The following is a 12932-nucleotide window of genomic DNA, read 5'->3' on the forward strand; positions in this document are numbered from 1 at the left end:
CGATGCCGTTCATCGGCCGTCATCGTGGAGGTGCCCCGTGCTGGGACCCGTGCTGCTCGCCGCTTCGCGCAGTGCCGCCATCCGCCGTATCGTCTCGGCCGCGCCGGTCACCCGCCCCATGGTGGACCGCTTCGTCGCCGGGGAGCGGCTGGCCGAGTCGCTGGCGGCGGTGCGGGCGCTGACCGCCCGCGGCCTGGACGTCACTTTTGACCATCTGGGCGAGGACGTGACCGACCGGTCGGAGGCGCTGCGCAGCCGTGACGCCTATCTGGCGCTGACCGAGGCGCTGGCCGCCGAGGGGCTGGGCGGGCGCGCGGAGATGTCCGTGAAGCTCTCCGCCTTCGGCCAGGCGCTGCCCGGGGGCCACGAGCTGGCGCTGGCCAATGTGACCCCGGTCGTGGAGGCCGCCGCCGCGGCGGGCACCACGGTCACCCTCGACATGGAGGACCACACCACGGTGGACTCCACCCTCGCCATCCTCGGGGAGCTGCGCACCCGCTTCCCGCAGACCGGGGCGGTCCTCCAGTCCTATCTCTTCCGGACCGAGGACGACTGCCGGGCGCTGGCCGGGGAAGGCTCCCGGGTACGGCTGGTGAAGGGCGCGTACAACGAACCGGCGAGCGTCGCCTTCCGGGACAAGCGCGAGGTGGACCGCTCGTATGTGCGCTGTCTGAAGATCCTGATGGCCGGTGAGGGCTATCCCATGATCGGCTCGCACGATCCGCGCATGGTCGCCATCGCCCAGGACCTGGCCCACCGCCTCGGGCGCAAACTGGACGAGTACGAGTTCCAGATGCTGTACGGGATCCGTGCGGCCGAGCAGGAGCGGCTGGTGGCGGAGGGTCACCGTATGCGGGTTTATGTCCCGTATGGCACAGACTGGTATGGGTACTTCATGCGCCGCCTCGCGGAGCGCCCCGCCAACCTCACCTTCTTCCTGCGCTCGCTGGTCGGCCGCCGCTGACCGCTCCGGGATCCAGACCTCGTAAACCCCCGACGCCCCCGACGATCGAAGGAGACAACGGCCATCATGGACGCCGTCACCCAGGTCCCCGTGCCGGTGAACGAGCCGGTGCACACCTACGCCCCCGGCACCCCGGAGCGCACCCGCCTCGAGACCAAGCTCAAGGAGCTCGGCGAGAACCCCATCGATCTGCCGATGACCATCGGCGGCCAGAAGCGGATGGGGGCGGGGGAGCGCTTCGACGTCGTCCAGCCGCACAAACACTCCGCCCGCCTGGGCACCTACGGCAACGCCACGCGGGCGGACGCGCAGGACGCGATCGACGCCGCCCTGACCGCTGCCCCGGCGTGGCGCGCGCTCAGCTTCGACGACCGTGCCGCGGTCATCCTCAAGGCCGCCGATCTGCTCTCCGGCCCCTGGCGGGAGACGCTGGCCGCGTCCACCATGCTGGGCCAGTCGAAGACCGCGCAGCAGGCGGAGATCGACACCCCCTGTGAGCTGATCGACTTCTGGCGCTTCAACGTCCACTTCGCCCGCCAGATCCTGGCCGAGCAGCCGGTGACCAACTCGCCCGGGGTCTGGAACCGCACCGACCACCGGCCGCTGGAGGGGTTCGTCTATGCGATCACCCCCTTCAACTTCTCCGCGATCGCGGGCAACCTCCCGACCGCCCCCGCCCTGATGGGCAATGTGGTGGTCTGGAAGCCGTCCCCGACCCAGACCCACGCCGCCGTGCTGCTGATGGAGGTGCTGGAGGAGGCCGGGCTGCCCAAGGGTGTGATCAACCTGGTCACGGGCGACGGCAAGGAGGTCTCCGAGGTGGCGCTGGCCCACCCGGACCTCGCGGGCATCCACTTCACCGGTTCGACCCGCACCTTCCAGTACCTGTGGAAGACGGTCGGCAACAACATCGAGAACTACAAGACCTATCCGCGGCTGGTCGGTGAGACCGGCGGCAAGGACTTCATCGTCGCCCACCCCTCCGCCGACCCGGCGGTGCTCAAGACGGCGATGACCCGCGGCGCCTTCGAGTTCCAGGGCCAGAAGTGCTCCGCGGCCTCCCGCGCCTATGTGCCGCGCTCCCTGTGGGAGAACGGCCTCAAGGAGGAGTTCGCCACCGAGGTCAACGGGCTGACCATGGGCGACGTGGCCGACCTCGGCAACTTCATGGGCGCGGTCATCGACGAGCGCGCCTTCGCCAAGAACAAGGCGGCGATCGACCGGGCGAAGTCCGACCCCACGATCGAGGTCGTCGCGGGCGGCTCCTACGACGACGGCGAGGGCTGGTTCGTCCGCCCGACCGTGCTGGTCTCCACCGACCCGGAGAACGAGATCTTCAAGGACGAGTACTTCGGCCCGATCCTCGGGGTGCTGGTCTACGAGGACGAGGAGTACGACGCGATGCTCCGGCAGATGGAGTCGGCCGCCCCGTACGGGCTGACCGGCGCCGTCATCGCCCAGGACCGCGCGGCGGCGGCCGCCGCCTGCGAGGCGCTGCGGTTCGCGGCCGGCAACTTCTACATCAACGACAAGCCGACCGGTGCCGTCGTCGGGCAGCAGCCCTTCGGCGGCGGCCGCGCCTCCGGCACCAACGACAAGGCGGGCGCCAAGCAGAACCTGATGCGCTGGACCTCCACCCGCTCCATCAAGGAGACCCTGGTCCCGCCGACCGAGTACCGCTACCCGCACATGGGCTGACCCTCGGGCCCTGGTGACCCGCGCCCCCGTACCGCACCGAAGCGGTCCGGGGGCGCGGCGCTGTCCGGGGGCGCGTAGGGGGAAATCTGTGGACGCCCGATGTGCGGCGGTGCTAGCGTCAAGCAGTCAAGTAGGCACTATTTACCGCAGTTTACGTGGGTAACCAGGCGCGGGGACGCCCACGGACGTGCGATCGACCGCCGTTGGTCGAGGTCGGACGGGGGTCGGCCTCGACCCTCGGCCCGGTGCCGATAGGTGATCACCCTGGGTCAGTGGCCGATGTCACGCTGTTCGCGTCTCAGATAGTAGGACGTCCGACTAATTGTGCAGACACTGACGCTCCGCTGCCTTACTTTTGTGGAAGCCGAACGTCTCGCTGCATCCAGCGATGGCGGCCGCGGCCGGTGCACATCGCGCAGGTGACCCCTGCCGCACCCAGGCCCCCGCCCCTTCCGGCAGCCACTTTCTCGGAGAGCTTTCCTTCCTCCCGGGCGTCCACCGGGTTCAGCAGAGGAGATGTGATCATGGCCGAGACGACTGTCCGCAGGCTCCGCCGCAAGACCGACGACACCGACCGCAAGAAGGCGGCCGCCGCGCTCCAGCGCGCCCTCGACCGCCGGGACAACGGCGGCGTGACCGGTCACTGACGCAGGGCGGGGTGACCCCGCACCGGCGGCGCCGGGCCGGGTGACCTCTCACGGGCGCCGGGGCCGGGTGACCTCGAAGCGGTCCACCCGCTCGCCCGACTCCGCCAGGGCCGTGACCGTGAGCCGGGGGCGGGGGCCCGGCTCCACCTTCACCGCGAGGAACGAGAAGCCGGTGTAGCGGACCCGGGACCACTCCGCGCTGTCCCGGTTCTTCCCGCCGTCCTCGCTCCAGTGGTAGGTCTTCACCTCGTCGAGGTCCTTGATGTGCCCCCGGTGGCTGTCGGGCACCGGGAACTCGTAGAGCTTCGCGCCCGCCCCGCCCGCCGTCACGTAGACGATCCCGTCGCGCACCGCGTCGGCGCTCCCGTCCACCGGGACCCGGCGGGCGACCTTGCCGCCCCGGATCGCGTCGGTCCGTTCGTAGACGTGGTTGTGGCCGTTGATGACCAGGTCCACCTGGTGCTTGTCGAACAGCGGCACCCATGCGTCGCGCACCCCGCCGTCCGAGGCGTGGGCGCTGGTGGTGGAGTAGGCGCAGTGGTGGAAGAAAACCACCAGGAAGTCGACGCCTGGCCGGTTGCGCAGCTGCCCCAGCTTCCGGTCCAGCCAGCGGGTCTGCGCACCGCCGGTGTACCCCTTGTTGGCGGGGATCTCGTACGACACGTCATTGGCGTCCAGGGCGACCACGCCCACGTTCCCGTAGACGAACGCGTAGACGCCGGGCGCCTTGCGCGGGTCCGGGCCGTTCCCGGGCAGCGACCAGCGGGCCAGCTGGCCGCCGTAGCCGTCGGGGGAGTACCACGCCTCCATGTCGTGGTTGCCGGTCGTCACCATCCACGGCACGCTCGCCGCGACCGCGTCGGTCTGGGCGAGGAAGGAGTCCCAGACCCGGGCGTCATAGAGGTCGGACTTCTTCCCGTGGCCGGTGGTGTCCGCGTAGCACAGATCCCCGGCGTGCAGGTGGAACGCCGGGTTCTGGCCGAGGATCAACTGGTCGTTGGCGAGCGCGTCATAGCTCACCCCCTGGTCCCCGAAGGCGGTGAAGACGAACGTCCCGGGCCGGTCCGGCGCGGTGCGGAAGGTGCCCACGGACGCGAAGTGACGCGGCTCTGCCGGATCGCGGCCCGCGTGGCCCACGCCGTAGTAGTAGGTGACCCCGGGGCGCAGACCGTCCACCGCGGCGTGCAGATAGAACTGGTCGACCGCGGGCAGCCGGTCGCCCAGCGACGGGGTGTGCAGATGGCGGACCTCGGCCTCGACCTTGCGGCTGAGCTCCAGCGGGCTGGTGCCGATCCGCACGTACGGCTCGCGCACCGCGAACGGCACCTGCCAGGAGATCCGCATCTGGGTCCGCGGCTCGGCACCGAAGGCCAGATGACGGCCGAACGGGGCGACCAGCGCGCCGCTCACCGTGGCGGCCCCCGGCTTCGGGCTCGCGGCCGGCGCCGGCTTCCTGGTGTCGGCGGCGCACGCCGCGCCGCCCAGCAGCCCCGCGCCCGCGGCCGTGCCCGCCGTGGCGGCGCCCCCGCGCAGCACCCGGCGGCGGGAGAGCCGGGCCCGCAGATACTCGTGCTGCTCCGCCGTGGTCATCCGCTGGGCGAGCCGCTCCGGTACGCCGAACCGTGGTGTGTCCATGGACCGGAATGTCCCCCGAGCGGTCAACGGCGCACCATACAGGGGGTGAACGGGTGATTGCCGCTGGGCGGCCGTCCGAATGATGGAATGCCTATGTCAACCCATGGGACGAGGAGTAGGGTCCGGGTATGTCTCGCAGCATTCGCCTCGCAGTGATCCCCGGTGACGGTATCGGCCAGGAAGTCGTGGCACAGGGTCTGAAGGTCCTCTCCGCCGCCCTTCCGCAGGACGTGAAGCTGGAGACCCGGAGTTATGATCTCGGCGCCCAGCGCTGGCACGCCACCGGCGACACCCTGCCGGACGCGGAGCTGGAGTCGCTGAAGGACCACGACGCGATCCTGCTCGGCGCCATCGGCGACCCGTCGGTGCCCTCGGGCGTGCTCGAGCGCGGGCTGCTGCTCAAGCTGCGCTTCGCCTTCGACCACTACGTCAACCTGCGTCCGTCCAAGCTCTTCCCGAACACCCCGACCCCGCTGGCCGGCCGCCCCGACATCGACTTCGTGGTCGTCCGCGAGGGCACCGAGGGCCCGTACGTGGGCAACGGCGGCTCGATGCGCACCGGCACCCCGGACGAGGTCGCCACCGAGGTCAGCCTGAACACCGCCCACGGGGTCGAGCGGGTGGTACGGGACGCCTACCAGCGCGCGGCCGCCCGTCCGCGCAAGAAGCTGACCCTCGTGCACAAGAACAACGTCCTGGTGCACGCCGGCCACCTGTGGAAGAACACCTTCGACCGGGTCGGCCAGGAGTACCCCGAGGTCACCACCGACTATCTGCACGTCGACGCCGCGACGATCTTCTTCGTCACCCAGCCGGAGCGTTTTGACGTGATCGTCACCGACAACCTCTTCGGTGACATCCTCACCGACCTCGCCGCCGCCGTCACCGGCGGTATCGGGCTCGCCGCGAGCGGCAACATCAACCCCTCCGGCGCCTTCCCGTCGATGTTCGAGCCGGTCCACGGCTCCGCGCCGGACATCGCGGGCACCGGCAAGGCCGACCCGACGGCGACCGTGCTGTCGGTGGCCCTGCTGCTGTCGCACCTCGGCCACGGGGACGAGGCGGCCCGTATCGAGGCCGCCGTCGCATCGGACCTCGCCGAGCGGGACGCGGCCGGGCCGCGCACCACCGACGAGATCGGCGACGCGCTCGCCGCCCGAGTATCCGGCTGACCCCAGCCTGTGCCAGCGCGCGGCTGGGTGCGACCATCGACCTTGGGCCGCGCGTTGCACCACGCTCCTTCCCCGGCCCCACCTAGGAGATAATCCCCGGTGGGGCCGCTGTGTGAAGAAGAGCTTGGACGTCCTCATACCGCTTGCGGGCAGGATGGTGCGAGCGCGGTCCGCCACAATCGAAGGTGAAGGACTACCTGCCATGACGACGCCCACGATCGAGCTCAAGCCCTCCTCCCACCCCCTTCCCGCCGCCGAGCGGGAGAAGATCCTGGCCAACCCCGGATTCGGCCGCCACTTCACCGATCACATGGTGACGGTCAAGTGGACGGAGGGCCGTGGCTGGCACGAGGCCCAGCTCGTGCCGTACGCCCCGCTGTCGCTCGACCCGGCGAACATGACGCTGCACTACGCCCAGACGATCTTCGAGGGGCTCAAGGCGTACCGCCGGCCGGACGGCAGCGTGGCCACGTTCCGCCCCGACCAGAACGCCGAGCGGTTCCAGGCGTCCGCGCGCCGCATGGGCATGCCGGAGCTCCCCGTCGAGACCTTCATCGCGGCGTGTGACGCGCTGGTCACCCAGGACAAGGCGTGGGTGCCTGGCCACGGGGAGCAGTCCCTCTACCTGCGGCCCTTCATGTTCGCCACCGAGGTCGGGCTCGGGGTCCGGCCCGCGAACGAGTTCCTTTTCGTGGTGATCGCCTCCCCGGCCGGGGCCTACTTCCCCGGCGGTGTGCAGCCGGTCTCGGTCTGGCTCTCGGAGGAGTACGTCCGCGCCGCGCCCGGCGGCACCGGCGCGGCCAAGACCGGCGGCAACTACGCGGCCTCCCTGGTCGCCCAGGCACAGGCCGCCGAGCAGGGCTGTGACCAGGTGGTCTGGCTGGACGCGACCGAGCGCCGCTGGATCGAGGAGATGGGCGGGATGAACCTGTACTTCGTGTACGGGAACCGCATCGTGACCCCCGAGCTGTCCGGTTCGCTGCTGCCGGGGATCACCCGCGCCTCGCTGCTGGAGATCGCCGCCGACCTCGGCTACGAGGTCGGCGAGGGCCGGATCTCCGTCGACGACTGGCGCGAGGGCAACGCCGACGGGACCCTCACCGAGGTCTTCGCCTGTGGCACGGCGGCCGTGATCACCCCGGTCGGCTCGGTCAAGTCCACCCGGGCGAGCTGGACGGTGGCCGACGGGGAGCCGGGCGAGGTGACGATGCGGCTGCGCAGGGCGCTGCTGGACATCCAGACCGGCGCCGCGCCGGACCCGCGCGGCTGGATGCACCCCCTGGGCTGACCCCGGGCCGCCTTCGGGCGTCACCTGGTTGACACCGGAGGTTCGCATGGTGAGACGGATGGGAGCGCGGGGGTCGGAATGTGCCAGACTTCCCCCGTGCTCTCGTTCGCCATGATTATGGGCAGCAGGCGCGCCGGTCCGCAGTGACCGCCCGTACGACCCGGTACGGGGCGGCCATCGTGCCCCAGACCCGCGCGCAGACCTCTCGCACCCGCGAGGGGTCTTTTCGTTTTCCGGGCCATCCCGCCGGAGGCGAAGCGCGAGGGATCATAGGAGGGCGCGGAACCGGATATTCCGGTAGACCGAGATCCATCCGACAGGAGCCAGACCAACCATGAAGGATCTGCCCGACGACAGCTTCCATGTCTTCGACACCACCCTGCGCGACGGAGCGCAGCGCGAGGGCATCAACCTCACGGTCGCGGACAAGCTGACCATCGCCCGTCACCTGGACGACTTCGGCGTGGGCTTCATCGAGGGCGGCTGGCCCGGCGCCAACCCGCGCGACACGGAGTTCTTCGCCCGGGCCCGCGCCGAGATCGACTTCAAACACGCCCAGCTGGTGGCGTTCGGCGCCACCCGCAAGGCGGGAGTGCGCGCCGAGGACGACGCCCAGGTCAGGGCGTTGCTGGAGTCCGGGGCGCCGGTGATCACCCTGGTGGCGAAGTCCCACGACCGCCATGTGGAGCTGGCCCTGCGCACCACGCTCGAGGAGAACCTCGCGATGGTCCGCGACACCGTCGCCCATCTGCGGTCCCAGGGCCGCCGGGTCTTCCTCGACTGCGAGCACTTCTTCGACGGCTACCGCGCCAACGCCCCCTACGCCAAGCAGGTCGTCTCCGCCGCCCATGAGGCGGGCGCCGAGGTGGTGATCCTCTGCGACACCAATGGCGGCATGCTCCCCGGCCAGATCGACGCGGTGGTCCGCACCGTGCTGGCCGACACCGGGGCGCGGCTGGGCATCCACGCCCAGGACGACACCGGCTGCGCGGTCGCCAACACCCTCGCCGCCGTGGACGCGGGCGCCACCCACGTCCAGTGCACGGCCAACGGCTACGGCGAGCGGGTGGGCAACGCCAACCTCTTCCCCGTCGTCGCGGCCCTGGAGCTCAAGTACGGCCGCCGGGTGCTGCCGGAGGGCGCCCTGGAGGAGATGACCCGGATCTCGCACGCGATCGCCGAGGTCGTCAATCTGACGCCGTCCACTCACCAGCCCTATGTGGGTGTTTCCGCCTTCGCCCACAAGGCCGGACTGCACGCCTCCGCGATCAAGATCGACCCGGATCTGTACCAGCACACCGACCCCGAGCGGGTCGGCAACACCATGCGGATGCTCGTCTCCGACATGGCCGGACGGGCGTCGATCGAGCTCAAGGGCAAGGAGCTGGGCATCGACCTCGGCGACGACCGGGCGCTGGTGGGCCGGATCGTGGAGCGGGTCAAGGAGCGGGAGCTCGCGGGCTACACCTACGAGGCCGCCGACGCCTCCTTCGAGCTGCTGCTGCGCCAGGAGGTCGAGGGCCGTCCCCGCCGCTTCTTCCGCGTCGAGTCCTGGCGGGCGATCGTCGAGGACCGCCCGGACGGCACCCACGCCAACGAGGCCACCGTGAAGCTCTGGGCCAAGGGCGAGCGGATCGTCGCCACGGCGGAGGGCAACGGTCCGGTCAACGCGCTGGACCGGGCGCTGCGGGTGGGCCTTGAGCGGATCTACCCGCAGCTGGCGACGATGGAGCTGGTGGACTACAAGGTCCGCATCCTGGAAGGCAAGCACGGCACCGAGTCCACGACCCGGGTACTGGTCTCCACCGCGGACGGCCAGGGGGAGTGGTCGACCGTGGGCGTCGGGGAGAACGTGATCGCCGCGTCCTGGCAGGCCCTGGACGACGCCTACGCCTACGGGCTGCTGCGGGCCGGGGTGGACCCCCGGGAGTGACGCCGGCCGGGCGGCGGGATATGCGGATGGTGCGGCTCCGGCCGCCGCCGGAGTAGGGTGCGGGCAGCGGAGCGCGGGCGGACCCGCTCCGTTGCCCGGTCCGGCCGCACGGCCGCTCCGGCGGACGCCGCCCATCCGGGTGGTCGCGTGCGGCCCCCGCACGGGCGCGGCCTGGAGGTTTGTGGGGTGCCAACAGGGCCGATAGTCCTTTGGGACACCAGGTAGTGAGAAAGCCGCTGTCCAGTTCTGTTCCGCCTGCCCACCAAAACGCCCCCGACGTTGTAGGGAATTGACATGCGTTTCCGGGGGTCCGGGAACGTACCGTCATTGCATGACCAATCTCGAAGGTGCGCCTGCTGAGGCGAGTGACGTTCGCGGGCGCGTCGCCGAGCTGCACGCGATTCGCGAGCAGGCTCGGCGCGGCCCGAGCGAGCGGGCGACCGAGGCCCAGAAGGCCAAGGGGAAGCTGACGGCTCGCGAGCGGATCGATCTGCTGCTTGACGACGGGTCCTTCAACGAGGTGGAGCCGCTGCGGCGGCATCGTGCGACCGGGTTCGGTCTCGAGGCCAAGAGGCCTTACACCGACGGTGTCGTCACCGGCTGGGGGACCGTCCACGGACGGACGGTGTTCGTCTACGCACACGACTTCAGGATCTTCGGCGGGGCGCTGGGGGAGGCCCACGCGACCAAGATCCACAAGATCATGGACATGGCCATCTCGGCCGGGGCGCCGCTGGTGTCCCTCAACGACGGCGCCGGTGCCCGCATCCAGGAGGGCGTCTCGGCGCTCGCCGGCTACGGGGGCATCTTCCAGCGGAACACCAAGGCGTCCGGTGTCATCCCCCAGATCAGCGTGATGCTCGGCCCGTGCGCGGGCGGCGCGGCGTACTCCCCGGCGCTGACGGACTTCGTCTTCATGGTCCGGGAGACCTCGCAGATGTTCATCACCGGACCCGATGTGGTCCAGGCGGTGACGGGCGAGAAGGTCAGCCAGAACGGGCTGGGCGGCGCGGATGTGCACGCCGAGACCTCGGGCGTGTGCCACTTCGCCTATGACGACGAGGAGACCTGCCTGGAGGAGGTCCGCTACCTCCTGTCGCTGCTGCCGCAGAACAACCGCGAGAACCCGCCGGCCGTCGAGTCCGACGACCCGGCCTCCCGGCGCGGCGACTCGCTGCTCGACCTCGTCCCGGCCGACGGCAACCGGCCGTACGACATGCGCAAGGTCATCGAGGAGATCGTCGACGACGGCGAGTACCTCGAGGTCCACGAGCGCTGGGCGACCAACATCATCTGCGCGCTGACCCGGCTCGACGGCCAGGTGGTCGGCATCATCGCCAACCAGCCGCAGTCGCTGGCCGGGGTGCTGGACATCGAGGCGTCGGAGAAGTCCGCGCGCTTCATCCAGATGTGCGACGCCTTCAACATCCCGCTGGTCACCTTCCTCGACGTGCCCGGCTTCCTGCCCGGTGTGGACCAGGAGCACGGCGGGATCATCCGGCACGGCGCCAAGATGCTGTACGCGTACTGCAACGCGACCGTGCCGCGGATCTCCGTGATCCTGCGCAAGGCCTACGGCGGCGCCTACATCGTGATGGACTCCCAGTCCATCGGGGCCGACCTGACCTACGCCTGGCCGACCAACGAGATCGCGGTGATGGGTGCCGAGGGCGCCGCCAACGTGATCTTCCGCCGTCAGATCGCCGACGCTGACGACCCCGAGGCCATGCGCGCCCGCATGGTCAAGGAGTACAAGTCCGAGCTGATGCACCCTTACTACGCGGCCGAGCGGGGGCTGGTCGACGATGTGGTCGACCCGGCCGAAACCCGTGAGGTCCTGATCCGGTCCCTGGCGATGCTGCGCGACAAGCACGCCGACCTGCCGTCCCGCAAGCACGGCAACCCGCCGCAGTAACCCTCACGTTCATGACCTCGCGCGGGATCCGCGCGACAAGGGAGAAGAGACAACCGTGAGCACATCCAGCGATATCGCCGATCCCGCCGCCGCGGCGGCGGCCACCCTGGTCCGGGTCGAGAAGGGCCACGCCGACGCCGAGGAACTGGCCGCGGTCACCGCGGTGCTGCTCGCCCGCGCGGCCGCCGGCACCCACCGGGCCGCCGGCTCCACCCGCCCCAGCCGCAGTGCCGCCCGCTGGCGCCGTCTGGAGCGCCGCCCGGCGTTCAGCGCGCCGCACAGCTGGCAGGGCTGAGCGGCCAGGGCGCCCGCGGGCGCAGCCGTGCCCGGACGGCCGCACACCGCCCGGACCTGAAGGCCGCACACCGCCCGGACGCCTGAGAGGGCCCGCCGAAACGCACAAATCCCCTGTTCTCCTCCGGAGAGCAGGGGATTTTGGCTTCCGCCGTCGGCCTCGGCTAGCGCAGCCGGGCCATCAGCGCGTGCTCGACCAGGGTGATGAGCGCGCTCTTGGCCTCGCTGCGGTGGCGGGCGTCGGTGGTGATGATCGGCGCGTCGGGGCCGATCTGCAGGGCCTCGCGGACCTCTTCGGGGTTGTAGGGCTGGTGCCCGTCGAAGCCGTTGAGGGCGATGACGAAGGGCAGCCCGGAGTTCTCGAAGTAGTCGACCGCCGGGAAGCAGTCGGCGAGGCGGCGGGTGTCCACCAGGACGACCGCGCCGATGGCACCGCGCACCAGGTCGTCCCACATGAACCAGAAGCGGTCCTGGCCGGGGGTGCCGAACAGATACAGGATCAGGTCCTGGTCCAGCGTGATGCGGCCGAAGTCCATGGCCACCGTGGTGGTGGTCTTGTCCGGCGCGTGGGTGAGATCGTCGATCCCCGCCGAGGCGGAGGTCATCACGGCTTCGGTGCGCAGCGGGTTGATCTCCGAGACCGCGCCGACGAACGTGGTCTTGCCCACGCCGAAGCCGCCCGCCACCACGATCTTCGCGGAGGTGGTGGAGCGGGCTGCACCGCTAGAGCTTGCGAAGTCCACTGAGCACCCTTTCGAGCAGTGTCACGTCAGGCTGACCGCCGGCGGACTCGTCGCCGCCGGGCTGATGAATCGCGACGAGCCCCGCCTCGGCCAGGTCGGCTACGAGGATGCGGGCTACGCCGAGGGGAATGGTGAGCAGTGCGGAGATCTCGGCGACCGACTTGATCTCGCGGCACAGATGGCAGATCCGCTGGTGCTCGGGCAGTTGGCCCTGGAGCTGGGCGGGATCGGCCGTGGTGTGTACCAGCGCCTCGATGGCGAGCTGGTACCGGGGCCGGGTCCGGCCCCCTGTCATGGCGTACGGGCGCACCAGAGGGTTATGAGTGCCGCCCGCGGGGGAGGAAGGCTCCGGGGCGGGGTGCTCCGGCGGCTGTACGGGCTCGATACGCGGCGCGGGCGGCGCGTCGTACCAGGACCCCTCCGACGGCCCGGGAGGCGCGTAGGAGGGCGTGTACGGCTGTTGCTGGGGCCGCTGTTGCTGCCGTCGCGGGGGCTGCTGCTCCCGCTGGGGCTCCGGCTGCTGTGGGGAGCGGGCCTGGCGGCTGGGTGCGGAGGGGAAGTTGTAGCGCTTGACTGGGCCTTCTCCGCGCGGCTCGGACGGCTGCCCGTGGGCGTACGGATATCCGCTAGGGGGCGTTGCCAC

11 protein-coding genes are annotated in these 12932 nt (G+C 70.6%); 8 read left to right on the top strand and 3 right to left on the bottom strand.

Annotation, left to right across the window (positions count from 1 at the left end):
* The first annotated feature begins 37 nt into the window (after nucleotides 1-37).
* The 3 genes from VT50_RS30535 (at nucleotide 38) to VT50_RS41080 (ending at nucleotide 3309) form a co-directional block, all read left to right on the top strand.
* Nucleotides 38-964, top strand: a complete 927-nt coding sequence (locus tag VT50_RS30535; protein ID WP_046087465.1) for a proline dehydrogenase family protein — start codon at nucleotides 38-40, stop codon at nucleotides 962-964.
* Nucleotides 965-1030: 66 nt separating this feature from the next.
* On the top strand, nucleotides 1031-2662 hold the full coding sequence (pruA, locus tag VT50_RS30540) for an L-glutamate gamma-semialdehyde dehydrogenase (RefSeq protein ID WP_046087464.1): 1632 nt from the start codon (nucleotides 1031-1033) through the stop codon (nucleotides 2660-2662).
* Nucleotides 2663-3186: 524 nt separating this feature from the next.
* On the top strand, nucleotides 3187-3309 hold the full coding sequence (locus VT50_RS41080) for a hypothetical protein (RefSeq protein WP_107424927.1): 123 nt from the start codon (nucleotides 3187-3189) through the stop codon (nucleotides 3307-3309).
* 48 nt (nucleotides 3310-3357) lie between these two features.
* Here VT50_RS41080 and VT50_RS30545 read toward each other — a convergent pair whose 3' ends face one another.
* Nucleotides 3358-4944: a purple acid phosphatase family protein gene (locus tag VT50_RS30545; RefSeq protein ID WP_046087463.1), complete on the bottom strand. Its 1587-nt coding sequence runs from the start codon at nucleotides 4942-4944 to the stop codon at nucleotides 3358-3360.
* A gap of 128 nt (nucleotides 4945-5072) precedes the next feature.
* Here VT50_RS30545 and VT50_RS30550 point away from each other — a divergent pair, with 128 nt between their 5' ends.
* The 5 genes from VT50_RS30550 to VT50_RS30570 all read left to right on the top strand — a co-directional run bounded on the left by VT50_RS30550 (nucleotide 5073) and on the right by VT50_RS30570 (nucleotide 11547).
* On the top strand, nucleotides 5073-6116 hold the full coding sequence (locus VT50_RS30550; protein WP_046087462.1) for a 3-isopropylmalate dehydrogenase: 1044 nt from the start codon (nucleotides 5073-5075) through the stop codon (nucleotides 6114-6116).
* A gap of 202 nt (nucleotides 6117-6318) precedes the next feature.
* The gene (locus VT50_RS30555; protein WP_046087461.1) at nucleotides 6319-7404 is read left to right on the top strand and encodes a branched-chain amino acid aminotransferase; all 1086 of its coding nucleotides are present in this window, start codon (nucleotides 6319-6321) and stop codon (nucleotides 7402-7404) included.
* Between the two features lie 334 nt (nucleotides 7405-7738).
* On the top strand, nucleotides 7739-9337 hold the full coding sequence (cimA, locus tag VT50_RS30560; RefSeq protein ID WP_046087460.1) for a citramalate synthase: 1599 nt from the start codon (nucleotides 7739-7741) through the stop codon (nucleotides 9335-9337).
* Nucleotides 9338-9668: 331 nt separating this feature from the next.
* Nucleotides 9669-11252, top strand: a complete 1584-nt coding sequence (locus VT50_RS30565; protein WP_046087459.1) for an acyl-CoA carboxylase subunit beta — start codon at nucleotides 9669-9671, stop codon at nucleotides 11250-11252.
* A 55-nt stretch (nucleotides 11253-11307) separates the two neighbouring features.
* A complete protein-coding gene (locus VT50_RS30570; RefSeq protein ID WP_078840793.1) occupies nucleotides 11308-11547 on the top strand; it encodes an acyl-CoA carboxylase subunit epsilon in 240 nt (79 codons plus the stop codon).
* A gap of 163 nt (nucleotides 11548-11710) precedes the next feature.
* Here VT50_RS30570 and VT50_RS30575 read toward each other — a convergent pair whose 3' ends face one another.
* Nucleotides 11711-12289 carry a GTP-binding protein gene (locus tag VT50_RS30575; protein ID WP_075200410.1) on the bottom strand — a complete coding sequence of 193 codons (579 nt, stop codon included), beginning with the start codon at nucleotides 12287-12289 and terminating at the stop codon, nucleotides 11711-11713.
* A complete protein-coding gene (locus tag VT50_RS30580; protein ID WP_063893228.1) occupies nucleotides 12270-12932 on the bottom strand; it encodes a DUF742 domain-containing protein in 663 nt (220 codons plus the stop codon). Before VT50_RS30580 ends, VT50_RS30575 begins: the two co-directional genes overlap by 20 nt.

Source organism: Streptomyces antioxidans, assembly GCF_000968685.2.
Classification (GTDB): Bacteria; Actinomycetota; Actinomycetes; order Streptomycetales; family Streptomycetaceae; genus Streptomyces; species Streptomyces antioxidans.

Excerpts from the sequence above, each read along its gene's own strand:
- pruA (WP_046087464.1), top strand. The coding sequence starts at position 1,031 with ATGGACGCCGTCACCCAGGTCCCCGTGCCGGTGAACGAGCCGGTGCAC.
- VT50_RS41080 (WP_107424927.1), top strand. The coding sequence starts at position 3,187 with ATGGCCGAGACGACTGTCCGCAGGCTCCGCCGCAAGACCGACGACACC.
- VT50_RS30545 (WP_046087463.1), bottom strand. The coding sequence starts at position 4,944 with ATGGACACACCACGGTTCGGCGTACCGGAGCGGCTCGCCCAGCGGATG.
- VT50_RS30550 (WP_046087462.1), top strand. The coding sequence starts at position 5,073 with ATGTCTCGCAGCATTCGCCTCGCAGTGATCCCCGGTGACGGTATCGGC.
- VT50_RS30555 (WP_046087461.1), top strand. The coding sequence starts at position 6,319 with ATGACGACGCCCACGATCGAGCTCAAGCCCTCCTCCCACCCCCTTCCC.
- cimA (WP_046087460.1), top strand. The coding sequence starts at position 7,739 with ATGAAGGATCTGCCCGACGACAGCTTCCATGTCTTCGACACCACCCTG.
- VT50_RS30565 (WP_046087459.1), top strand. The coding sequence starts at position 9,669 with ATGACCAATCTCGAAGGTGCGCCTGCTGAGGCGAGTGACGTTCGCGGG.